This window comes from Streptomyces sp. P6-2-1, from assembly GCF_050613165.1.
Classification (GTDB): Bacteria; Actinomycetota; Actinomycetes; order Streptomycetales; family Streptomycetaceae; genus Streptomyces.
Map to the genome: position 1 here is coordinate 2,345,085 of NZ_CP192513.1, position 23,683 is coordinate 2,368,767.

Sequence of the window (23,683 nt, forward strand, 5' to 3'; positions counted from 1 at the left end):
GGCACTGCGGGGTCCCGCCACGCGCCCGTGCCCGGGCTCACCCCGCCAAGTGGGCCGTGTCGTTCCAGACGTCGATCGCCGGGCGGCCGTACGCCCAGTCCAGCACCGACAGCGAGGCCGGTGCCAGGCGGATGCGCGCCCCGAAGTCCAGCGGCTCCCCCAGCCACCGCGCGCACACCGCCCGCAGCACGTGCCCGTGCGCGAAGAGCACCACCGTGCCGCCCACCGCGCGCGCCCACTCCACGACCGAGTCCACACGCTCCGTCATCCCACCGACCGACTCGCCGCCGGGAGCGCCGTCGCGCCACAGGAACCAGCCGGGCTCGCGTTCCTGGATCTCGGCCGGTGTCAGTCCCTCGTACGCGCCGTAGTCCCACTCCATGAGCGCGTTCCACGGTTCGGCGCGCCCGCCGAACCCGGCGACGTCGCACGTCTCGGCGGCCCGCGCGAGCGGCGAGGTCCGCACCACCGCGTCCTCCAGCCCCTCGACGCCGCGCAGCCGCTTGCCGAGCAGCGCCGCGTCCCTCCTGCCGTCGTCGAGCAGCGGGATGTCGGTGCGCCCGGTGTGCTGCCCGGAGCGGGACCAGGCGGTCTGCCCGTGGCGGACGAGCAGGACACGGGCGGCGGACGGCGATGACATGACGGGGCTCTCCTGTACGGGTGGGGACGGGCGCGGGGCGTACGGGTCGACGGCGCGCCGACACATCATCGCGCAGCCGCCCGCGCCCGCTCCGCGCGGGTTCGTCCCGCTTGGGCGGTGTCCCCCCGTTCTTCGCCCCCGACGTGATCCTTTCGGGGAAACCCCGGGAGAACCGCCCCGTAAGCCCGCGTGAAGCGCGAGGATCGCACGAGGAAGGGACCACCCCCGCCACAAGGGCCGCATCCGTACGTAAAGTGGGCCGCCGCGCCGGGGCGAGGTCTGGGTGCGGCGGGCGCGGGCACCCGGCCTGGAAGCGGAGCGAGGAGAACGAACGGATGCAGCAGACCGAGGCCCCGGCCCCACGCGGGCCCGGCCCCGTACGCCGGGAACCGGGTGGGGACCGCGAGCCCGCGGACTCCCGGATACCCGTCGCCGCCCCGCGAGGGGTGCGGCTGCGCTGGTGGAGCGAGATATGCCTGCTCGCCCTTCTGTACGGGGTCTACTCGGCGGGCCGCCTCTTCGCCCGCGGCGACGTGCAGGACGCGATAGGCCACGGCCTCGCGATACTCCGCCTGGAGAAGTTCCTCCGCCTCAACCTCGAACACCCGCTCAACCGCCTCTTCACCCGCGAGCCCTGGCTCGGCGTCCCCGCCGACTTCTGGTACGCCTCGCTGCACTACGTCGTCACGCCGCTCGTGCTGATCTGGCTCTTCCGCGCCCGGCACACCGTCTACCGCGCGGCCCGCACCTGGCTGATGACCTCCACGCTCATCGGCCTCGTCGGCTTCACGTTCCTGCCCACGTGCCCGCCCAGGCTGCTCGCCGCGGGACACGGCTTCGTCGACACGATGGCGCAGTTCAGCAACTGGGGCTGGTGGGGCGGCGAGGCGAGCGCGCCGCGCGGCCTCGGCGGCATGACCAACCAGTACGCGGCGATGCCGAGCCTGCACGTGGGCTGGGCCCTGTGGTGCGGCTTCCTGCTGTGGCGCCACGCGCGCACCCGGTGGATGCGGGCCGTGGGCATCGCGTACCCGACGATCACGGCGCTCGTCGTGATGGGCACGGCGAACCACTACCTGCTCGACGCGCTCGCGGGCGCCGCCGTGATGGGCGCGGGCGCGCTCCTGACCCGCCCGGTGCTGCGCGGCGCCGCGCGGGTACGGGAGTGGCTGCGGCCCCGGCTGCCGCGGCAGCTGCGCCCCGCGCTGCTCGCGGGCGGGGCGGCGTACACGGTGGCCACGGGCGGGACCCCCGGCGGCGGCAGCGCGGGGACCGGCACGAGTGTCGGTGGTGGGGCTGTTGTCAGTGGGGAATGCGAGACTTCGCCGGGTGAGCGAATACCCCAGCAACGACCCTCGCACAGGACCCCGGCCGAGCACCCCGGCGGGGCTCCGGCGGCGGCTCGCTGAGCTGCGCGGACCCGGGACGGAGCCACGCCCGCTCGACGCCCGCGCGCTCGCCGCGCTCGCCGCGAACCCGGGCTGCGACCGCCGCGCCCTGCTCGACGGCGCGGGCATCGACAAGAACGCGCTCGCCACCACGCTCGGCGCGCCCTCGGACGCCGGGCAGTCCCAGTTCGCCTTCATGCGCGGCAACGCCTTCGAGGCACGGGTCAAGGCGGACGGCGGCGCCGAACTCCTGCGCCTCACACACGCGCTGCTCGGTGGTGGCCCCGAGCCGACGCCCGCGACCCGGCACGTACCCGATCTCGCGGCACAGGGCCCCGAGGCACGTACGGCGCGCACGGCCGGGGCGCTGCGCGAGGCGGCCGGGCGCGAGGCGTGGACGCTGCTCGACCACCCGATGCTCGTGCTCGACGTGGCGGGCTCGCCCGCGTATCTGGAGCCGGACGCGGTCGTCGTGGCCCCTGACGGCACGTGGACGGTCGTCGAGATCAAGTCGTTCCCGATGATCGACGGGGCCGCCGACCCGGCGAAGGTGGGCGCGGCGGCACGGCAGTCGGCGGTGTACGTACTGGCGCTTGAGGGGCTGGCCCCCGAGGGGGCGCGCGTGCGCGAGAAGGCGCTGCTCGTCTGCCCGCGCGACTTCTCCAACCTCCCCACGGCCGCGCCCGTCGACGTCCGCAAGCAGCTCTCCGTCACGCGTCGCCAGCTCACCCGCCTCACCCGCGTCCCCGAGCTGCTCGCCGCGCTCCCCGAGGGCACGGTCCTCGACCCTGCGCTGCCCGCCGACGAGCTGCGCGCCGCCGTCGCCGCCGTGCCCGCCGCGTACGCCCCCGAGTGCCTCTCGGCGTGCGAACTCGCCTTCCACTGCCGGGCGTCGGCGCGCTCGGACGACGAGGTGACGGCGCTCGGGCGGGCGGTACGGGGCGAGCTGGGCGGTCTCGCGACGATCGGCGCGGTCCTCGCGGCCGCCCACGGCGAGACGGGCGACCCGGCGGACCCCGCGGTCGCTGCCCTGCGGCGCGCACACCGGCTGCGGGGCGAGGCGCTGGAGGCCTCGGGCCTCGGCTCCGGCTCCTTCGGCGGTACGGGTACGGGGCCCGGCGGCGCCGTTTCCTTCGGGGCGCCCCGTGCCCGTACCGCCGCCGACGAGGCCCGCGCCGGGGAGGCGGCCTGATGTCGCTCATCGCCACCCTGGCCCGGCTGGAAGCGGTGCGTGCCGGGCGCGCGCAGCCGCTCGCCACGCGCCTGCACCGGCACCTGTCGGAGCGCCCCCTGGTCCTCGTCCCGCTCACCACGGCGGGGGAGACGGGCGCCCCGCTCGGCGCGCTCGTCGGGACCGCGCGCGAGCGGCCCCGGCTGCTGTACGTGCCGCAGCCGCGCGACCGTGAGCTGCGTTTCGGTTTCCTCGCGGCGCTCGCGGCCGAAGTGCTCCCTTACGTCGAGTCGTTCGCGGGCGACGTCGAGACGGTCGAGCGCAAGGAGACCGATCCCGAGAGCGGCAAGAAGATCACGGTCGAAGCCGAACTGTGCAGGGACGCGCCCCAGTTGCTCGTACCGAGTACGGCCGGTGTCGAGTTCGTGCGGCTGCTCGGGCGCTCGATGCGGTTCCGGCGGACCGCCGAGGAGGACCCGGACGAGCCGTATCCCGCGCCCGCGCGCGTGCCGCTGCTCGGCCGGTGGCTCACGCACTTCGGGGAGCGGGCGCGGGTGCCCGGCTCGGCGCTGCTGCTGCCGATGACGGGGCTGCTCGGGCGGCACTGGGCGACGGGGCAGAGCCGCATGGAGGAGCAGCACCTCGGCGCGCTCCTCGGCTGGCTCGACCCGCCCGAGGGCAGCGACGGCGCCGCCGCGGCGCTCGCCGCCGAGCTGGACAGGGACGAGCAGGGGCAGTTGCGGCACCCGCCCGCGGGGCCCGCGACCGATCCCGCCTTCGACAACAAGCTCCTCGCCCCCGCGATCGAGCGCTACGACGCGGCCCGCCTGCGGTTCGCCGCCGCCGAGGACCCCGAGCGCGCCGACGCGCTCCTCGGCGCCCTCCACGAGGCCGAGCACGCGATCGGGCAGCTCGTCCTGCGCGCGACCCGGCCCACGTGGGACGCCGTGTGGCACGGGCTGGACCTGCTCCGTACGCTCCCCGAGGCCCCGTACGCGCGGGAGCGCTGGACGCGCGACCGGCTGTCGTACACGAGCCACCGCGACCGCCTCGCGGCGGGCGAGCCGCCGCAGCCGCGGCGCGACGACGCCGTGACCGCCGCGCGCAAGCTCGCCGCGCGCGAGCGCGAGCAGGCGCGGCTCGACGCGCAGGAAGCCCTCGACGACCCGCTCGTCATGGCCGAACGGCGGCTCGCGGGCGAGGCGTTCCACGGCCGCGTCGAGTCCGTCGAGATGACGTACACCGAGGGCCGCAGGCCACGACCACGTCCCGTCCTGACCGTGCGGACCGATGACCTGCCGCAACTCGCCGAACGGACGCCGGTGTTCCGCGTACTCGAAGGGAAGCCGCAGACCTGCGACGTCACGGGCCGCACGGAGGACGGGGCGCTGCTGCTCACGGTGCGGGACCGGATGGGGCGGGGCGCGGAGCCGGACGCGGGGTCCGTGCCCGTGGCCGGGGAGACCCTGTGCTTCACGCTGTTCCCGCACGATCAGCGGCCGGGGCCGGGGCTGCCGGACGCGGAGGCGACGCCGTGGACGCACGGCGGGCCGCCCGCCTCCGTGGCCGAGGCGGCGGACGCGGTGACCGAGGAGGACGTGCTGTGACGAACGACGCCGTGGCTTGCGCGGAGGCCGTCTTCGACCCGGGTGCCGAGGCGGCGCGGGCGACGGAGGCGATCCTCGCTGACACGCTGCACGGGACGCACCGGGGTGTCGTCGTGGACTCGCCGCCCGGCGCGGGGAAGTCCACGCTCGTCGTGCGCGCGGCGCGCGAACTCGTCGCGGCCGGGCGGCGACTGATGATCGTGGCGCAGACGAACGCGCAGGTCGACGACCTCGTGCTGCGGCTCGTCGCGAAGGACCCCGAGCTGCCTGTGGGCCGCCTGCACAGCAGCGACCAGGACGCGTACGACGCCGCGCTCGACGCGCACACGCAGGTCGTGAAGTCGAGCCGCGTCGGCGATCTCGCGGAACTGCCCGTCGTCGTGTCGACGGCGGCGAAGTGGGCGCACGTGCGCGAGGTCGAGCCGTGGCCGCACGCGATCGTCGACGAGGCGTACCAGATGCGTTCGGACGCGCTGCTCGCCGTCGCCGGCCTCTTCGAGCGTGCCCTCTTCGTCGGCGACCCGGGACAGCTCGACCCGTTCGCACTCGTCGGCGCCGACCAGTGGGCGGGGCTCGCCCACGATCCCTCGGCCTCCGCCGTCGCCGCCCTCCTCGCGCACAACCCCGGCCTCCCGCAGCACCGCCTGCCGGTCTCCTGGCGGCTGCCCGCGTCGGCGGCGCCGCTGGTCAGCGAGGCTTTCTACCCGTACACGCCGTTCCGCAGCGGTACCGGCCCCGGCGACCGGCACCTCGGCTTCGCCGGGCCCGGCGACGGGTCCCCGTACGACGCGGTGATCGACGAGGGGGCGGCGAGCGGCTGGGGGCTGCTCGAACTCCCCGCGAAGCTCACGCCCCGTACGGACCCCGAGGCCGTCACCGCGATCGCGCGGCTCGTACGGCGGCTCCTGGACCGCGAGGGCACCTCGGTCTCGCCGGGCGAGGACCCGGTGCCGCTCACGGCGGCCCGTATCGCCGTCGGCACGGCGCACCGCGACCAGGCCGCGGCGGTACGGGAGGCGCTGGCCGCGCTCGGCGTCACGGACGTCACCGTGGACACGGCGAATCGGCTCCAGGGCCGTGAGTACGACGTCACCGTGGTCCTGCACCCGCTCTCGGGCCGCCCGGACGCGACCGCCTTCCACCTGGAGACGGGCCGCCTGTGCGTGCTCACCTCACGGCACCGGCACGCGTGCCTCGTGGTGTGCAGGGCGGGGGTCGCCGAACTGCTCGACGCGCACCCTTCGACGGAGCCGGTGCGGCTGGGGGTCGAGCTGCGGTTCCCGGACGGGTGGGAGGCGCATCACGCGGTGCTGGCGAGGTTGGGGGAGCATCGGGTGGGGGTGTGAGGGGCGGGCGTGAACGGGGGCGGGGTTCAGTCGGCTCGGGGCTTGGGGGCCAGGGCTTGGTGGCCAGGGCTTGGTGGCCAGGGCTTGGGGCTTGGACTTGGGGCTTGGGGGCTTGCGAGCCGGGGGGGCCGAAGGGCCTGCGGGTCCGGGGCCTGGTTTCCGGGCCCGGGTGCCGGGTGTCCGGGCGCGGGTGCCGGGTGCCGGGTGCCGGGTGTCCGGGCGCGGGTGCCCGGGCGGAGGCCAAGGGCCGGTCTTGCGGGGCCGGGGGACAATGGTCGGTGGTGCGGAGGTGGTCCGCGCCGCTCCCACCTGTGCGATGGAGGAAGTTTCTATGGCGGAGCCCGAACGGCGACCGCGGCTGCGTCCCGCGCCGCTGCTCCACGAGCCGAGGGAGGTGGCGGCCGATCCCGAGCACTTCTTCGACCTGGAAGCGATCGATGACCCGCGCCACCTGCTCGACCGGGCGACCGAACTGAGCCTCGCCTTCCGCGCCGCCGCGGATCGCGCGATGGAGTACCAGGCCATCGCCGCCGCGCAGCTCGCCGACCCGCGCCGCTTCGACCGCCTCTCGGCGGCGTCGATCGGGGAGCGGGCGCAGTGGACGGAGGATTACGCGCGGAAGATGATCGAGTTCGGGCGGGATCTGCTCAAGGGGGAGCCGGAGGAGGGGTGACGTCCCTGCCAAGGGCGCGGCGTGGGGCCGACAGGGCCTGACGCCCGAGGGCGCGAGGCACGCGCGCGGGGCATATGCCGAGTGACAGGGCACGGTACGCCCGTACGGCACGTCTTGTCCCCGTTTCTGCGAACTTCGTCCGCTCGCGGGGCGGGCCGGGCGACCGTGGGGACATGACGAGCAGCACACAGCGGGAGCGGCACGGCATCACGGGCGAGGCGGAGGCGCAGGGCGTACGGGACCCGGGCGGGGCCCGTTGGCTCGCGAGTGCGACGCCCGACCCGGAGGCGGCACTGCGCACCTGGTCCGCGCGTCCGCGAGACCCGCTCCGCCTCCCCTGCGGCACGGCCTTCGACCTCGTGAGCGCGCCCCTGCTCTTCGGGCGCCGCATGGTCGAGCGGCTGTGGGCCGAGGGCCCCGGCTGCGGCCCGCTCGCGGAACGCGGCGACCGCCTCCTGCTCCTCGCGACGCCGGGCACGGCCGACCGCCTCGCCGCCCTGCTGCGCTGGGAACAGTGGGGCGGCAGCCCCCGCCACCCCCTCCCGCCCCTCCTCTGCCACGGGCGCGGCGACCTCGCGAGCCTGCCGCCCCTGGCCCCCGGCGGGTCGCGAGACCGCTGGCTGGTCCCTCCGAAGGGGCCGCGCCCCTGGCTCCGGGGCCCGGAGGCCCTGCTGTGGGCGGCCAGGACAGGTGTGCGGATATCGATTTCGCGCGCCGCCGACCAGGGTGCTAATGTCTACGACGTCAGCAGGCGCCGCTAGCTCAGTTGGTTAGAGCAGCTGACTCTTAATCAGCGGGTCCGGGGTTCGAGTCCCTGGCGGCGCACAGACGGAGAAGGCCCCCCGAGTGATCGGGGGGCCTTCTCGTTGCGCCCGGTCCGCCCGGAAACCACGACGGGACGAGCCGCAGTGGCACAAAGCCGCAGTGGCACAAGCGGGACCCGACGCCCCTCTCCCCCGCACGCGCCCGGCGGCGCTGCCCCCGCGCGGAGCCGCGCCCACGCGACGACCCGGGCGACCAGGAGGCCGGACCCGATTCCGGATCGGGCGCGCCCCCCGCCGCCGTACCGGTCCGGCGCCCCGCGTGGCGGACGTCGGCAACGGCGGCCACCTACGGGCGAGGGCCGCCAGATGCGGGCCGCGCCCGCCTGGCGGTGCGCCTCACCCGCCCTCCCGCCCCACCGGAAGCGGCGCCGCGCACGAGCGCGGGAAGTGGCAGCCCGGCGCTTCGTACGGAGGGCGCCGGAGCCGGGGACGACGGCGCGGGGTGAGCGGCGCGCGGCGCAGCCCGCGCGGCGGAGGCTGGGGCCGGGTGCGGCCGGGTGGGTCCGGGTGCGGCCGGGTGGGTCCGGGTGCGGCCGGGTGGGTCCGGGTGCGGCCGGGTGGGTCCGGGTGGGTCCGGGTGCGGCCGGGTGCGGCCGGGTGCGGCCCGTTCGGGATGGAGGGCGCCGGGGCCCTCGCCGGAGGTCAGGGCCTGCGGACGCGGACAGTCCATTCGGCGTCCGGGGTCTTCGCCTCGACCGTGATCTTCAGGGCGCCGCCCGGGACGGTGTACGTCTCGCCCACACCGAGCGGGGCGTCCGCGAGGCCGGGCTGGACGGAGCGGGCGGCGCAGCCCTGCGTGCGCGGGTGCGTGTCGAAGACCTTGACGGGACCCTGCGCGGAGGCCGTGTCGGTGCGTACCTCATAGAGGAGGAGGCCTTCGGCGCAGGTCGTGGCGTCGTTGCCGCGCGCGGTCCGTACCTCCATCGCGAGCGCCCGGTACGGACCCGTACGGACCACGGCGAGCCTCGGCGCGCCGCGCATCCCCTTCGGCAGCGGAGCCGCGAGCGGGGCGAGGTCGACGCGGCTGTCGCCGTCCTCCGGCAGGCAGGCGACGCGGGCGTTGTCGAGCCAGCCCAGCTTCCACTTGTGCCAGCCGAAGAATTCCGGGGCCAGCGCGAACTGGCTGCCCATCAGGTCCCAGTCACCGACGTGCGTGTCCCAGTCCCCCTTGCCGTCCGCCGGGCGGCGGTAGAGGTCGGGCAGGTCGAAGACGTGACCCGTCTCGTGGGCGAGCACGTTGTGGTCGGGCGGATGCTGCTCGAATACGGTCACGAAGCGGCGCAGTTCGGTCCCGTCGGCGTGCAGGGGCGTACCGAGATTGACGACCTTCGTGGCGTCCGAGTTCACACCGGGCGCGTCCGGGTCCGCGACGAGGTACACGAGGTCGTACTTGCTGAAGTCCGTTCCCGGGTCGGCCGCCGCGAGCGCGTCGCGCAGGTACGCCGAACGCCCCCCGTCGCTCCAGTCCCGCTCTATCGCGTAATCGCTCGCCGGGCGCGGCATCCGCACCCAGTCGCTCCGCACGTGCGGCACGAGCTTCATGCGCCCGTACGAGGCACGCGCGTAGAACCCCGTCGTCGCGGGGAAGTAGTCACGGCTCAGCGCGCGGGGCGTCGCGTGCGGCGTCGCGCCGGGGAAGGACAGGTACACGAGCGCAGCGTCGAGCCGCCCGGCCGGGCGGGGGTAGGCGGCGTTCCACGTGTCGAGGCCCTCCGAGTGGTGCACGCCGGTACGGGGCAGCACACAGGGCCCGGAACGCAGGCCGGCGAGCGCGGGAGCCGGGGCGAGGACGAGGGACCCGGAGACGAGCGCCAGGAAAGCGGTCGCGGCCGCCCCGATCCGCAGGCGCCACGAGCGCGCCGCACCGCCGCCCCTCCGGCCCGCGTCCCGCCACGCGCCGCTCGCGGCGGTCTGCGGGTCTCGGGGCCGGGGGACGCGGTGCTCGGGGCGCGGTCGATGGCGAAACACGCCCCCCACCTTGGAGCGCTATAAGTACATATGCACTGTTTGTCTGATCTACGCGGGTGAAGGGCCACCCGCTCGGCCCTCCACCCGCCGCCACCCGGGCGACCCGGACGCCGGGGACGGCACCACGGGACACGACCAACGGTGGGGTAAAAGTTCAAGCTTCACGCAGCGTCGTCTACGCGCCTTGAACGCACACTTCCGCCCTTCACACCCACCAGAAGAAACGGGAGCGAAAGCAAACCGTTCAACTCCGGTCGCCCGCAGTCCCACACCCCCGAATGGCCGCTGCGACGGCCTCTGGCCTGCATCTATGATCGGCACACTTTCCAGCACGGACACCCTGGCCAACGGCGGGAGCGAGCGGTGAACGGACCCCCCGAACAACCTCCAGCCCCCACCCGAGCGGGCACCTCGCACCCCTCGGCCCCGCCCACCCACGGCCAGGCGGCACACCACCCGCCCCCCGAGCCCCACGCCGCGCCGACGGCCGCCCCCGAGGGCCCGCGCCGCGAGACCCCGCGCCCCGAAGCCCCGCACCGCGAAGCCCCGCACCGCGAAGCCCCGCACCGCGAAGCCCCACACCGCGAGGGCCCGGTCCGCGACGCCCCGCACCACGAGGGCCCGCTTCACGAAGCCCCGCACCGCGAGGGCCGGCGCCCCGAAGCCCCGCACCGCGACAGCCCCCACCGCGAGACCCCGGTCCGCGAGCCCACTCGCCGCGAGTCCACGCACCGCCCGGCGGAACCCGTGCGCGGGGCGGCACACGGCCTCGGCGCGGACCCGGCCCACGCCGAGGCCACGCCCGCCTGGTGGCCGCTCCCCACCTCGCAGTCCGCCGCCTCCCGCGCCCACGCCTCCGCCCCCCTCCCGCCGCCCCACCCCCACGAGCGGGACACCCCGGCCCGGCCCCCGGCCGAACCGCCGCACCGCGAGCCCTCCCCGCACGCGGCGCACCGCCCGACCCGCCCCCGCGCCGGTTCACCCGAGCCCCCGCCCCCGCCGCGCCCGCGCCACGCGGCGCCCCGCGAGCGCCTGGGCGGCGGCCGCCACCTCACCGTCCTCGCCGAGGGCCTCCCCCTCCTTCCCGATCACTCCCTCCCCCGCACCCAGGCCCGTCCCCACCCCGAGGACCACCACACCCCGCTGCCCGCCGTGCTCCCGCCCCTGCCGGGGACCTCGCCGGACCCCACCCCGGACGCCTCCCATTCCCTGGACACCCCGGCTCCCCCCGCCGCCGCGTCGCGGGCGCCCGCGTACGAGGCCGCCGCACGAACGAGCCCCGCCCCCCGGCCCACGGCGCCCACTGACCTCACCTCCCTGTCCACCGCGCCCGCGCCCTCCTCCCCGCAGGCAGCCCCGCCGCCCGGCCCCGCCCCCTGGGCAGCCGCGCCTCCGGCTCCCCCGCGCAGCGACGTCCCGCACCGGACCCCCGCGCCCACGGGCCCCCCGTACCAGCCCGCCCCGCCCGCCCCGCCCGCAGGATGCGCGCCCCAGGCCCCCGCCCCCGCTCCGTCCCACCCCGCCGCGTCCCCCGATGCCGCTCACCGTGCCGCCTTCGAGGCCGCCCCGCTGCCGATGGCCCTCGTCGACGAGGCGGGCACCATCACCGCGGCCAACCCCGCCCTGCACCAGTACCTCGCCCTCCCCGCCGCTTCCCTCGCGGGGCGCCCGCTCGCCCACCTCACCCCGCTCGGCCTCACCCCGCAGACGGCCCCCGGCCTCCCGGAGGTGTTCTCCGGCCGCCGCCACCACCTCGTGTGCACCCGGCGGATCGCCTCCCCCCGGGGCGGCGAGGCCTGGGCCGAGCTGCGCGTCGAACACCTCCCGCCCGCACGCGGTGCCCTCCTCACGGTCCGCGACACGACGCTCGGCCACGACCTCAGGGCGCGCCTGCTCGCGGCCGAACGCGAGGACCCGCTCACCCGGCTCGACGGCCGCGCCCACTTCCTCGACCGCCTCGCGGACACGCTGGAGCAGCACGGGCTGCGCGGCGGCCGGGGGCGCGTGGGCCTGTGCGTCCTCGGCCTGGACGGCTTCCGGCACGTCAACACCGCCCACGGCCACCGCGTCGGCGACCACCTGCTCCGCGCGGTGGCCGCGCGACTCGCCCGGCTCGCCCCGCGCCTCGCGTCCCCGCACGGCGAGGCCCCCGTACTCGCCCGCCTCGGCGGCGACGAGTTCGCGGTCCTCGTCCGCGAGTCGACGGGCCCCGCGCAGCTCACCGCACTCACCACCACCGTGCTGCGCGAACTGCGCGAGCCCTACGACATCGCGGGGCGCCGCCTCTCCGTCTCCGCCTCCGCCGGAGTCGCCGAACTGCCCGCCCGCGAGACGAGCCCCGCCGAGCTGATGCGTGCCGTCACCACCGCGCTCGGCTGGGCCAAGGCCGAGGGCAAGGGCGGCTGGGCCCTCTTCGACTCCGCCCGCAGCGAGGACGGTACCCGCGAGGACCTGCTGGCCACCGCGCTGCGCCCCGCCGTGCGCGACGGCGAGTTCGAGCTGGAGTACCAGCCACTCGTCGCCCTCGCCGACGGCACCCTGCTCGGCGTCGAGGCCCTCGTGCGGTGGCGGCACCCCCGCTTCGGCCGGCTCGCCCCGAACCGGTTCATCGACGTCGCCGAGCGGGACGGCTCCATCGTCGAGCTGGGCCGCTGGGTCCTCCGTACCGCCTGCGCCCAGGCCCGCACCTGGCAGCTCGCCCGCCCGGGAGCACGGCCTCCCTACGTCAGCGTCAATGTGACGGTGCGGCAGTTGTGGGACTCGGACGTCGTGGCCGATGTCGCCGCCGTGCTCGCCGAGACCCGGCTGCCGCCGTCCCTGCTGCAACTGGAGCTGACCGAGTCCGAGGTGGTCGGGCAGACCGGCCGCCCGCTCCGGGCGCTCCAGGAACTGAGCGACATGGGGGTGCGGATCGCCATCGACGATTTCGGCACCGGTTATTCGAATCTCTCCTATCTCAGTCGCCTCCCTGTCTCCGTTCTCAAGCTGGACGGTTCCTTCGTACGCGGCTTCCCCTTCACCGGCTCCGTCCCCGATCCCGACACCTCCGCGCCAGCCGTCCCGGCTGCCCCTGCCACCCCCGGTCCCGCCGCCCCTGCCACCCCCGGCCCCACCGCCCCCGGCACTCCCGGCACCCCCGGCGCCAGGGACCGGGATGCCGCGACGGCGATCGCGGGCGGGCCCGCGCGGTCCACGACCGCCGAGGGACGACCGGCTGACGAGGTGATCGTCGAGGCCCTGGTCGGCCTCGCCCACCGCCTCGGGCTCACCGTGACCGCCGAGTGCGTGGAGACCAGGGGCCAGGCGGAGCGGCTGCGGGCGATGGGCTGCGACATGGGGCAGGGCTACCTCTACTCGCGTCCCGTACCGCCCGAGCGGATCGGTGTACTCCTGGAGACCACAGGGCGCTGCCCCGGCTGGACCACCTCCACTTCCTCGTGAGTTCCGCGACGTACCCGCACGCGCGTGCCGCCCGACGTACTGGCACGCGCGTGCCACCCGACGTCCTCGCCTGCGCGTGCTGCCTGGAGAACGGGGGCGGCACCCGCCAAGATCCCGCAGGTGTCCGAACTCACCCGTACAGGTGAAATTCATCCCCCATAGGTGGGAATCCAAGCCGTAAAGCTGCCGCCGCCCCGCAGAGCCACGGCTGTCGGCGTCCGGCGCGTACGAATGGAAGCCGTCACAGGCCCGCCCCTGTCCCGCCCCGCCGTATACGTCATGCGGGCCGGTTAACACGGTCGTAAGGTGACCGGCATGCAGGTGATCCAGTCGGCGAAGCTCGCCAATGTCTGTTACGAAATCCGCGGCCCGGTGCTCGACGAGGCGATGCGACTGGAGGCGGCGGGCCACCGCATCCTCAAGCTCAACACCGGTAACCCGGCGGCCTTCGGCTTCGAGACCCCGCCCGAGATCCTGGAGGACATCCTCCGGAACGTCTCGTCCGCGCACGGCTACGGCGACGCGAAGGGCCTGCTCGCCGCGCGCCGCGCGGTCACGATGCATTACCAGACCCTCGGCGTCGAGTCCGACGTCGAGAACGTCTTCATCGGCAACGGGGTCTCCGAACTGATCGTCATGGCCATGCAGGGCCTGCTCGACGACGGCGACGAGGTCCTCGTCCCCGCACCCGACTACCCGCTGTGGACCGCGGCCGTCTCGCTCGCCGGGGGCACTCCGGTCCACTACCGCTGCGACGAGCAGTCCGACTGGATGCCGGATCTCGCCGACGTCGAGCGCAAGGTCACCGACAGGACCAAGGCGCTCGTCATCATCAACCCGAACAACCCCACGGGCGCCGTCTACGACGAGGAGATGGTGCGCGGGCTCGCCGACATCGCCCGCCGCCACAACCTGCTCGTCTGCTCCGACGAGATCTACGACAAGATCCTCTACGACGGCGCCACGCACACCCCGACCGCCGCGCTCGCCCCCGATCTGCTGACGCTCACGTTCAACGGCATGTCGAAGGCGTACCGCGTGGCCGGTTACCGCGTCGGCTGGATGGTCGTCTCCGGGCCGCGCGCCCATGCCTCCTCGTACCTGGAGGGGCTGAACATCCTGGCGAACATGCGGCTGTGCGCCAACATGCCGGGCCAGCACGGTGTCGTCGCCGCACTCACGGGGCGCCAGTCGATCAACGAGCTGGTCCTGCCGGGCGGGCGACTGCGCGAGCAGCGCGACACCGCGTACGAACTCCTCACCCAGATCCCCGGCGTGACCTGCGTCAAGCCCCGGGGCGCCCTCTATCTCTTCCCGCGCCTCGATCCGAAGGTCTTCAAGATCAAGGACGACCGGGAAATGGTCCTCGATCTGCTCCGCAAGGAAAAGATCATGGTCGTGCAGGGGACGGGCTTCAACTGGCCCGAACCCGATCACTTCCGGATCGTCACGCTGCCGAGCGTGCAGGACCTGACAGAGGCGGTGGGCCGGATCGGCCACTTCCTGAGCGGGTACGGGCAGAACTGAGCCCCTCCGCCCCCGACTCGCCCCGCACCACTCCCACCCCGCCTCCGGCCCCGGCCCGGACGGCCCCGCGCTCATTCCACCCCCAGCCCCGGCCCCGGACGGCCCCGCCGCTCACCCCTGGCCCCGGCACGGACGCCCCGCACCCGGCTCCCTCCCTGCGCCCACCGACCGGCACAGGCTCGTACAGACTCCTTCTCTGGACGGATTCTAAGTTAGACGGATTCCAAGGTAGGATGCTCTCAGGCAACCCTGGAGGTCCCTCATGTACGAGCCGATCCGCACCAAATCCATCCATTCCACCTCCGGCGAGCAGTCCCGTTTTCCCCGTCATTCGCGCGAGGAGGAGCTGGACATCCAGCTCGCCGGTCACCTCGCGGCCCTGCTCGCGCTCACCGACGAGCTGCGCGCACTCTCCCCCGCGGACGAGGCGGCCGAGCTGGGCGAAGCGGGCAAGGAACTGAGCGACCACCTCCGCAGGCTGCGCGGCGGCAGCCCCGTACGCGCCGCCGCGGGAGCGGTGCACGGACACGACCGCGCGGCCCTGCACCGGCGCGCCCACGCGCTCGCCGGACGCGCGCTCGTCGTCGCGGCCTCGCGCGCCGACACGGGCGCGGCGATCCTGACCGCCCGCCGCATGGAGGCCCACGCGGCGGCCGCCGATCTCACCGAGCAGGCGCCGCGCGAGGCCCTGGCGGCCTGACCGTACGCGGCCGCACACAGCCGGGCGAGGCCGCATGGACGCGGCCGCGCGAGGCCGCACGTACGCACCCCGTACGTGGCCGGGCGAAGCCGCATGGACGCGGCCGCGCGACGCCGCACGTACGCACCCCGTACGTGGCCGGGCGACGCCGCACGTACGCGCGCAGGACCAGGGTCGGCCCGCGCGAAGCCGGGGCCGGGGCCAAGAGACGGGGCCCCTCGCACGCCATTGTGCGAGGGGCCCCGCCCCTCGGGGTTCACCGGCCGGCCGGGGTCCTCACCGGGGTCTCCGCACCGTCGTCGGGGTCACGGGTCCTCCGCACCGTCGTCGGGCTCAGCCGAGCCGCCGTACCAGCGCGCGGTACTCGTCCCACAGCTCCTTCGGGGTGTGCTCGCCGAAGGTGTTGAGGTGGTCGGGGACGAGCGCGGCCTCCTCGCGCCACACCTCCTTGTCGACCGTGAGCAGGTAGTCGAGGTCGGCGGCGGAGAGGTCGAGGCCCTCGGTGTCCAGGGCGCCCTTCGCGGGCAGGACGCCGATGGGGCTCTCGACACCCTCGGCACGGCCGTCGAGCCGGTCCACGATCCACTTCAGGACGCGGCTGTTCTCGCCGAAGCCCGGCCACACGAAACGCCCGGTCTCGTCCTTGCGGAACCAGTTGACGTAGTAGATCTTCGGGAGCTTCTCGGGGTCCTTGCCCTTGGCCACGTCGATCCAGTGCCCCATGTAGTCGCCCATGTTGTAGCCGCAGAAGGGCAGCATGGCGAAGGGGTCGCGGCGCAGCTCGCCGACCTTGCCCTCGGCCGCGGCGGTCTTCTCGCTCGCGACGTTGGCGCCGAGGAAGACGCCGTGGTTCCAGTCGAAGGACTCGGTGACGAGCGGGACGGCGCTCGCGCGGCGTCCGCCGAAGAGGATCGCCGAGATCGGCACACCCTTCGGGTCCTCCCACTCCGGCGCGATGATCGGGCACTGCGCGGCGGGGACCGTGAAGCGCGCGTTGGGGTGCGCGGCGGGTGTGTCGCTCGCGGGCGTCCAGTCGTTGCCGCGCCAGTCCGTGAGGTGCGCGGGCGGCTCCTCGGTCATCCCCTCCCACCACACGTCGCCGTCGTCGGTGAGCGCGACGTTGGTGAAGACGGCGTTGCCCCACAGGGTCTTCATGGCATTGGCGTTGGTGTGCTCACCCGTACCCGGCGCGACCCCGAAGAAACCGGCCTCCGGATTGATGGCATAGAGCCTGCCATCCTCGCCAAATCGCATCCACGCGATGTCATCGCCGATGGTCTCGACGGTCCAGCCCTTGACCGTCGGTTCCAGCATCGCGAGGTTCGTCTTGCCGCAGGCGCTCGGGAAGGCGGCGGCGACGTACTTCGCCTCTCCACGCGGCGGCGTCAGCTTGAGGATGAGCATGTGTTCGGCGAGCCAGCCCGCGTCGCGTGCCATGACGGAGGCGATACGCAGCGCGTAGCACTTCTTGCCGAGCAGCGCGTTGCCGCCGTAGCCGGAGCCGTACGACCAGATCTCGCGGTCCTCGGGGAAGTGCGAGATGTACTTCGTGGAGTTGCACGGCCACGGCACGTCGGCCTCGCCCTCCGCGAGCGGGGCACCGACGCTGTGCACGGCCTTGACGAAGAAGCCGTCCTCACCCAGCTCGTCCAGCACGGCCTGCCCCATGCGCGTCATGGTGCGCATCGACACGGCGACGTACGCCGAGTCGGTCAGCTCGACGCCGATCGCGGAGAGCGGCGAGCCGAGCGGCCCCATGCAGAACGGGACGACGTACATCGTGCGGCCGCGCATCGCGCCGCGGAAGACGCCGTTCTCCCCCTGGAAGGTCTCGCGCATCATGGCAGGGTCCTGCCAGTGGTTCGTCGGACCCGCGTCCGCCTCCTTCTCCGAGCAGATGAAGGTCCGGTCCTCGACGCGCGCGACGTCGGAGGGGTCCGAAGCGGCGTAGTACGAGTTCGGGCGGAGCGTCGGGTCGAGCTTGCGGAAGGTGCCCTTGCGGACCAGGTCGGCGGCGAGCCGGTCGTACTCCGCCTCGGAGCCGTCGCACCAGACGACCTGATCGGGCTCGGTGAGCGCCGCGATCTCCGCGACCCAGGCGCGCAGCTCCGCGTGCCGGGTGGGCGGGGTGCCGGAAGCGCGGGCGCTTCCGGGGGCGGGGATGCCGGTGGTCGTGCCGAGGGTGTCGGAGGACAGGGGAGCCGCGATGTCGCGCGCCACGAATTGCTCCTAAGCGAGGGTGAGAAGTCTGTCTGCCCCGTGGGGGCCGCGACCCGGACGCTCTCGTAGCCGCTCATCCGGTGCCGACCGCACTCATATGATCCTGCGCCTTCTCCGCCCATCTGTCCAGGGGGCCGCCCATGTGAGCGGAGTGACGCCGGACACGGCTGAGGCGGGGGCGTCGGCTCCGTACCGGCACGGCGACGACGTACGGACGGCGGGTCGCCGCGGGGCGACGTACGGGTACGGGGGCGGGTGGGTACGGGTCGGGTACGGGTACGGGCATGGATACGTGGGCGTGTACGTGTACGGATGCGCGGATTCCGTACGGCCGCGGGCGCCGGGCGACGTACGGCCGCGGGCACCGGGCGACGTACGCGAGCGGGCACCGGGCGACGTACGGGGCACGCCACACTCCGTGCCCGCGCGCCGCCCTCCGCGTCCTTGAGCGGGCGGGACGCCACCCGCTCAACCCGCCTCGCTACGATGCCGATATGACCGCGCCCGCTCCCGAAGCGACGCGCCCTTGCCCCGACCCGCCGGGCGCACCGCCCCGGCCCTCGCTCCCCCACCTCCCGGCCCCGCCGGTCCGCGCGCACGGCGCGGGCACGCGCACACCTCTCCTCTCCCGGACACCGGCTCGAAGGACACGCGGCAGATGACCACGACGCACGATTCCACGACGGCCCCCGATCCCTCCGCGGCGACGGCCGAGGCCGGCTCCGCGCCCCCCGCTCCCGCCCTCCCGTCCCTGGTCAAGCCACGGATGCGCGGCTGGCTGCACGCGGGGATGTTCCCCGCGGTGGTCGTGGCCGGTCTCGTCCTGACCGCCTTCGCCGACTCCGGCAGGGGCCGCGTCGCCTGCGCGATCTACGTCCTCACGGCCTGCCTGCTCTTCGGCGTGAGCGCCCTGTACCACCGGGGCAACTGGGGGCCGCGGGCCGGAGCGGTGCTGCGCAGGCTGGACCACGCCAACATCTTCCTGATCATCGCGGGCACCTACACGCCGCTGACGCTGCTCCTCCTGCCCGACGGCAAGGGCACGTGGCTGCTGTGGGCGATCTGGGCGGCCGCTGCGGCGGGCATCGCCTTCCGGGTCTTCTGGGTGGGCGCCCCGCGCTGGCTCTACACGCCCTGCTACATCGCGATGGGCTGGGCGGCGGTCTTCTTCCTGCCGGACTTCATGCGCGCGGGCGGCGTCGCCGTGCTCGTCCTCGTGCTCGTCGGGGGCCTGCTCTACAGCGCGGGCGGGGTGATCTACGGGATCAAGCGGCCCAACCCCTCGCCGCGCTGGTTCGGCTTCCACGAGGTCTTCCACTCGCTCACGCTCGCGGCGTTCGTCGTGCACTACGTGGGGATCTCGCTGGTGGCGTACCAGCACGGGTGAGGGGCCCGGGCGTGGGCGGGGCACGAAGGAAGCGCCGTCGACAATATGACGACCTGACGGTCAACAGCACCTGTGGATAAAGTCCGGCACTCTGTCCGGACCCCGTGCAAGTCTTCAGGTGTGAACGGAAACGACCTCGTCCTCACCTTCGCGCCCGGCCTGGAGACCTTCCTCCCGCAGGGCCGCCCGACCCTGACGGCGCACGCCGACGGCGTCTCCACGCTGGGCCACCTCGTGGAGTCGCTCGGCGTGCCGCTCACCGAGGTGGGCGGCCTCAGCCGCGACGGCGCCGCCGTGCCGGTCTCCGCCATACCGGAGGGCGGCGAGCACATCGCCGTCGCCCCGGTCGACCGCCCCCAACGGGTCCCCGGCGCCCCGCTCCGCTTCCTGCTCGACGTCCATCTCGGCACCCTCGCCCGCCGCCTGCGGCTGCTCGGCGTGGACGCCGCCTACCAGCAGGAGGACCCGGGCGACCAGGCCCTCGCCACCCGGTCGGCCGACGAGAGACGGGTGCTGCTCAGCCGCGACCGGGGGCTGCTGCGCCGCCGTGAACCGTGGGCGGGGGCGTACGTGTACAGCCACCGCCCGGAGGAACAACTCGCCGACGTCCTGGGCAGGTTCCGCCCCCACCTGCGCCCGTGGACCCGCTGTACCGCGTGCAACGGCATCCTGCGCCCGGCGCGCGGGGAGGACGTGGCCGACCGCGTCGAGGGCGGTACGCGCGCCACGTACGACGTCTACGCGGAGTGCCCCGACTGCGGCCACGTCTACTGGCGCGGCGCGCACCACGGCGGCCTGGCCCGCATCGTCGCCGAAGCGCTGAGGACGGTCGGCCAGGACGAGGGCAGGGACCGCGACCGGGACCGCGACCGGGGGCCGGACGCGGGGACGGCCCCGGGCCCCGGGCCCGACGGTCCCGACGCGGGGACGGAGGCGCCCGCGTGACACCCGCTCGATCTCACGATCGGCGACAACGCCGAGTGGTGTGCGAGGCCGTGCGCCGCCCACGGCCTCACGGGCGTACGCCCCCGCGCCCTGTGGTCGGTGCCGCGCCGCCCGCCGCCGCACTGCCCGGACGCGGTGACGCCGACGCCGGACGCCACCCCGGCCGCGGTCCTCGCAGCGATCGGCACCTCAGGGCGGGGGCCCCGGGCGGGGAGGCGACCGCCGTCACCACCACGGAGGCGCTGGAAGCTGGGAGCGCGTCTGGGCCGGGGCGGACGGGCAGCAGGCGAGCGGCGTGTCCCGCCCCACGCCGCTCAGGGACGGGGCGCAACGCGTCCTGGAGATCCGGGACGCCCGGGGGGACCCACCCTGCGGGGCGGGGCGATTCTCCACGAGGGAGCCGGGGTCATCGGCGTCTCCCCGTGTGGGCGGACGCCGGGGAAGCGCCGCTTCGTGACACGGCGCTCGCCCACGCCACCAGGTCCGGCCTCCCCCTGGTGGGCTACGAACGGGGCGCGTCGCCGACCCTCGCGGAGCGTGCGGGGTTCAGGAGGGCCGGACCGTTGCCGGCGTGGGCGTGGGCGTGGGCGTGGGCGTGGGCGTGGCGGGGAAGGGAGGGCGCGGAGCGGGAGGAAAGCTGGCGCGAACCCGGGCCGCGCCCCTTCGGCCCTACTCCTCCCAGCTGACCAGCCGCCGCGCCACCTCCTCCGGGTCCGTCTCGGGACGGTCGCAGACGAAGCCCCGGCAGAGGTAGGCGGCGGGGGCGCCATCCACCAGGGGGCGGTCGGCGAGCAGGGGGAACTCGGGGTCCGTGGACGGGAGTCCGGCCGCGACGACCGCGCCGGGCGATGTGGCGAGGAGGGCGATGCGGTGGAGGGCGCGGGTGCGGGGGTCGTCGGGGTCGCCCACCACGGCGACCTCGTAGGGGCCCGCGAGGAGGGCCTCGGCGACCGCGAGGCCGTGGCCGACGAAGCGGGGCACGCGGGGCGCGAGGGCGCCGACGACCGAGAGGGCCTGTTCGGCGGCGGCGCGGTGGGGGGTGGAGCCGGTGAGTGCGGCATAGGTGAGGAGGGCGCCCGCCGCGGCGTTCCAGCCGGACGGGGTGGCGTTGTCGGTGGGGTCCTGGGGGCGGTGGATGAGTGCTTCGGCGTCGGTGGCGGTGTCGTACAGGGCGCCGCTGTCGTCGCGGAAGCGGTCGAGGACGTTGTCGAGGAGCAGCCCGGCGAAGTCCGTCCACACGCCCTCGCCGGTCACGGAGGCGAGGGCGAGGAAGCCCTCGGCGACGTCGGCGTAGTCCTCCAGGACGCCGGAGTTCGCGCCGGGAAGACCGTCGCGGGAGGTGCGGCTCAGGTGCCCGTGGGTGTCGAGGTGCACACGGACGAGGAGGTCGGCCGCGCCGAGCGCGGCTTCGACGAGGTCGGGGCGGTCGAAGTAGGCGCCGGTCTCCGCGAGGGCGGCGACCGCGAGGCCGTTCCAGGCGGCGACGACCTTGTCGTCCCTGCCGGGTGCGGGGCGTTCGTCGCGCGCGGCGAGCAGGGCACGCCGTACGCGGTCGAGGCGGGCGGCGTCGACGGGCGGGCTGTCGGTGCCGTCCGTGGGAGGCAGCTGGAGGACCGAGCTGCCGTGCTCGAAGGTGCCCTCGGGGGTGACGCCGAAGTGGGCGGCGGCGAGGGCGGCGTCCGCCTCACCGAGTACCTCGCGCAGTTGCCCGGGGGTCCACACGTAGTAGGCGCCCTCGACATGGCGGCCCGTGCCGTCGTCGCTGTCGGCGTCGAGCGCCGAGGCGAATCCGCCTTCGGGGGTGCGCAGTTCGCGGACGAGGAAGTCGGCGGTCTCCAGGGCGACCCGCCGGGCGAGAGCCGAACCGGTGGCCCGCCACAGGTGGGCGTAGAAACGGCACAGGAGGGCGTTGTCGTAGAGCATCTTCTCGAAGTGGGGCACGGTCCACTCGCGGTCGACCGCGTAGCGCGCGAAGCCGCCGCCGAGCTGGTCGTAGATGCCGCCGCGGGCCATGTGCTCGGCGGTGTCGGTGACCATCTGGAGGGCGCCGTCGGAGCCGGTGCGGGCGTGGTGCCGGAGCAGGAACTCCAGGACCATGACCGGCGGGAACTTGGGCGCGCCCCCGAAGCCGCCGTGGCGGGCGTCGTAGTCACGGGTCAGCCCGAGCAGGGCCGCGCCGAGCGCTTCGGCACCGGGCGGAGAGGCGCCCTCGGGCAGCCCGAGGCCACGCCCGGCGAGGTCGGCCGTGACCCGCGCGGCCACGTCGGCGACCTCCTCACGCCGATCGGCCCAGGCAGCCCGTACCCCTTCCAGAACCTGCCGGAAGGCGGGCGTGCCGTGCAGCGGGCGCGGCGGAAAGTACGTCCCGAAGTAGAAGGGCTCCCCCTCCGGCGTCAGAAACACCGTCATGGGCCACCCGCCCTGCCCCGTAGCGGCCTGCACGGCCTCCATGTACACGGCGTCGACATCGGGCCGCTCCTCACGGTCCACCTTGACGCTCACGAAGTGCGCATTCATGTACGCGGCGGTCTCCGCGTCCTCGAAGGACTCGTGCGCCATGACGTGACACCAGTGGCACGCGGAATACCCGACCGACAGCAGCACCGGCACGTCCCGCCGCCGCGCCTCCTCGAACGCCTCCGGCGACCAGGGCCACCAGTCGACCGGATTGTCGGCATGCTGAAGCAGATAAGGCGAGGTCGCACCAGCCAACCGGTTCATACGCCCCAGCCTCTCACGCCGACACGGCCCTACTGGTTCAGCCCGCGAGCCCCGCCCCACTTGGCCGATTTGCACTCATGCGCCATCACGTAGTGAATGCGGATCGCCCCTTTTGCGCCCCCGGTCACCCTGCGGACGCTGGAGGCTCTGCCCCGGCCCAAAGCCGGTGTCCGGCTGGAAGCGGGCAGTACGCTGAGTCGAGCAGCACCGCATCCTCGAAGGAGGTACTTCATGACCGCCGAGATGGTGGCGCCCGCGTGGATGCACACGCAGATCAGCGCGGAACAGTACGACTCCTGGTCCGAGGAGCAGTGCGCCGGCATCGAGATCGTGGACGGGATGGTCGTCGTGAGCCCGAGCGCCTCCAAGCGGCACAATCGGCTGGCCCGCCTCCTGGCCAATGCCTTGGACACCGCCGCGGGCCCGGACTGGAACGCGGACACGGACTTCGACGTCCGCCTGCAGGACGTGCCGCTCACCAACCGCCGTCCGGACGTCACCGTCTACCGGGCGGAGACCATCGACCTCACGCCCACCCGCCCGGAGCACGTCCTCCTGGTCGTCGAGGTCGTGTCCCCAGGGTCAGAAACCACAGACCGGATCGTGAAGGTGGACCAGTACGCCAAGGCCGGCATCCCCTTTTACTGGCGCATCGAGCAGGCCGCCACTGGCGTCCCGATCGTCTACACCTACGTCCTCGACCCCGCCACCAAGGCTTACCGGGACGGCGAGATGTTCACCGGCACCGTGAAGGGCGCTGCGCCATTCCCTGTCACGGTCGACCTTGGGGCGCTGTAAGCAACGAGGAATCGCCCGCACCCTCGACGTCTCCGACGCCCTGTGGACTAAGACATGTCCACAACCGGGGGCCTCTGGGCGGCGGCCCCCCTCAGCCCAGAGGCGTCGTAGACGGTGCGGTGGGGGAGGTACAGAGCTTCAACCAGATGCCGACCCACACTGTCTCGCCGGGGACAAGCCGCGTGGGGAGCCGCCCCCGCTTGATGCCCGTCACCCTGACGGCGTGCCTCGTCGGCAGCAGTTCGTGCTTCGAGGGCTTCGCAGACGTCCCTGACCCGCAGCGGGCCAGCTCGCCGACCACCGTCGCCGCTACGGACAGTGCTGTGG

The 23,683-nt window shown here is 74.5% G+C and carries 16 protein-coding genes and 1 tRNA gene; 13 read left to right on the forward strand and 4 right to left on the reverse strand.

Going from position 1 to position 23,683, the window contains the following annotated elements; genetic code table 11:
- Positions 1-37 precede the first annotated feature (37 nt).
- Positions 38-640: a histidine phosphatase family protein gene (locus ACQYWQ_RS10125; RefSeq protein ID WP_431033920.1), complete on the reverse strand. Its 603-nt coding sequence runs from the start codon at positions 638-640 to the stop codon at positions 38-40.
- A 335-nt stretch (positions 641-975) separates the two neighbouring features.
- On the opposite strand from ACQYWQ_RS10125, the gene ACQYWQ_RS10130 reads away from it, so the two are divergent.
- The 7 genes from ACQYWQ_RS10130 (at position 976) to ACQYWQ_RS10160 (ending at position 7,650) form a co-directional block, all read left to right on the forward strand.
- Positions 976-2,049 (forward strand): phosphatase PAP2 family protein, encoded by a 1,074-nt coding sequence (locus ACQYWQ_RS10130; RefSeq protein ID WP_431033922.1) that lies wholly within the window; start codon positions 976-978, stop codon positions 2,047-2,049.
- A complete protein-coding gene (locus tag ACQYWQ_RS10135) occupies positions 1,970-3,220 on the forward strand; it encodes a hypothetical protein (protein WP_431033924.1) in 1,251 nt (416 codons plus the stop codon). Before ACQYWQ_RS10130 ends, ACQYWQ_RS10135 begins: the two co-directional genes overlap by 80 nt.
- Entirely contained in the window at positions 3,220-4,806 is a 1,587-nt protein-coding gene (locus ACQYWQ_RS10140; RefSeq protein WP_431033926.1) for a hypothetical protein, read from the forward strand. The genes ACQYWQ_RS10135 and ACQYWQ_RS10140 overlap by 1 nt, the downstream gene beginning before the upstream one ends.
- Positions 4,803-6,152, forward strand: a complete 1,350-nt coding sequence (locus tag ACQYWQ_RS10145; RefSeq protein ID WP_431033928.1) for an AAA domain-containing protein — start codon at positions 4,803-4,805, stop codon at positions 6,150-6,152. Before ACQYWQ_RS10140 ends, ACQYWQ_RS10145 begins: the two co-directional genes overlap by 4 nt.
- Before the next feature lie 331 nt (positions 6,153-6,483).
- Positions 6,484-6,825: a hypothetical protein gene (locus tag ACQYWQ_RS10150; RefSeq protein WP_431033929.1), complete on the forward strand. Its 342-nt coding sequence runs from the start codon at positions 6,484-6,486 to the stop codon at positions 6,823-6,825.
- 173 nt (positions 6,826-6,998) lie between these two features.
- Positions 6,999-7,586 carry a hypothetical protein gene (locus ACQYWQ_RS10155; RefSeq protein WP_431033930.1) on the forward strand — a complete coding sequence of 196 codons (588 nt, stop codon included), beginning with the start codon at positions 6,999-7,001 and terminating at the stop codon, positions 7,584-7,586.
- Positions 7,577-7,650, forward strand: a tRNA-Lys gene (locus tag ACQYWQ_RS10160). Before ACQYWQ_RS10155 ends, ACQYWQ_RS10160 begins: the two co-directional genes overlap by 10 nt.
- 641 nt (positions 7,651-8,291) lie before the next feature.
- Here ACQYWQ_RS10160 and ACQYWQ_RS10165 read toward each other — a convergent pair.
- Complete coding sequence (locus ACQYWQ_RS10165) at positions 8,292-9,617, reverse strand: M6 family metalloprotease domain-containing protein (RefSeq protein ID WP_431033931.1); 1,326 nt, start codon at positions 9,615-9,617, stop codon at positions 8,292-8,294.
- A gap of 1,152 nt (positions 9,618-10,769) precedes the next feature.
- Between ACQYWQ_RS10165 and ACQYWQ_RS10170 the strand changes: the two genes are divergently transcribed.
- From ACQYWQ_RS10170 to ACQYWQ_RS10180, 3 genes are all read left to right on the forward strand, one after another.
- Positions 10,770-13,058, forward strand: coding sequence for a putative bifunctional diguanylate cyclase/phosphodiesterase (locus tag ACQYWQ_RS10170; RefSeq protein ID WP_431039133.1), 2,289 nt, complete (start codon positions 10,770-10,772; stop codon positions 13,056-13,058).
- A 315-nt stretch (positions 13,059-13,373) separates the two neighbouring features.
- On the forward strand, positions 13,374-14,585 hold the full coding sequence (locus ACQYWQ_RS10175; RefSeq protein ID WP_431033932.1) for a pyridoxal phosphate-dependent aminotransferase: 1,212 nt from the start codon (positions 13,374-13,376) through the stop codon (positions 14,583-14,585).
- A gap of 262 nt (positions 14,586-14,847) precedes the next feature.
- On the forward strand, positions 14,848-15,285 hold the full coding sequence (locus tag ACQYWQ_RS10180; RefSeq protein ID WP_431033933.1) for a hypothetical protein: 438 nt from the start codon (positions 14,848-14,850) through the stop codon (positions 15,283-15,285).
- 333 nt (positions 15,286-15,618) lie between these two features.
- Here ACQYWQ_RS10180 and ACQYWQ_RS10185 read toward each other — a convergent pair whose 3' ends face one another.
- Positions 15,619-17,505: a phosphoenolpyruvate carboxykinase (GTP) gene (locus ACQYWQ_RS10185; RefSeq protein WP_431033934.1), complete on the reverse strand. Its 1,887-nt coding sequence runs from the start codon at positions 17,503-17,505 to the stop codon at positions 15,619-15,621.
- A 658-nt stretch (positions 17,506-18,163) separates the two neighbouring features.
- On the opposite strand from ACQYWQ_RS10185, the gene trhA reads away from it, so the two are divergent.
- Positions 18,164-18,892: a PAQR family membrane homeostasis protein TrhA gene (gene trhA, locus ACQYWQ_RS10190; RefSeq protein WP_431033935.1), complete on the forward strand. Its 729-nt coding sequence runs from the start codon at positions 18,164-18,166 to the stop codon at positions 18,890-18,892.
- Between the two features lie 120 nt (positions 18,893-19,012).
- The gene (locus ACQYWQ_RS10195; RefSeq protein ID WP_431033937.1) at positions 19,013-19,837 is read left to right on the forward strand and encodes a Mut7-C RNAse domain-containing protein; all 825 of its coding nucleotides are present in this window, start codon (positions 19,013-19,015) and stop codon (positions 19,835-19,837) included.
- A 669-nt stretch (positions 19,838-20,506) separates the two neighbouring features.
- Here ACQYWQ_RS10195 and ACQYWQ_RS10200 read toward each other — a convergent pair.
- Positions 20,507-22,558: a thioredoxin domain-containing protein gene (locus ACQYWQ_RS10200; RefSeq protein WP_431033939.1), complete on the reverse strand. Its 2,052-nt coding sequence runs from the start codon at positions 22,556-22,558 to the stop codon at positions 20,507-20,509.
- A gap of 231 nt (positions 22,559-22,789) precedes the next feature.
- Between ACQYWQ_RS10200 and ACQYWQ_RS10205 the strand changes: the two genes are divergently transcribed.
- A complete protein-coding gene (locus ACQYWQ_RS10205; RefSeq protein WP_431033940.1) occupies positions 22,790-23,356 on the forward strand; it encodes a Uma2 family endonuclease in 567 nt (188 codons plus the stop codon).
- The last annotated feature ends 327 nt before the right edge of the window (positions 23,357-23,683 follow it).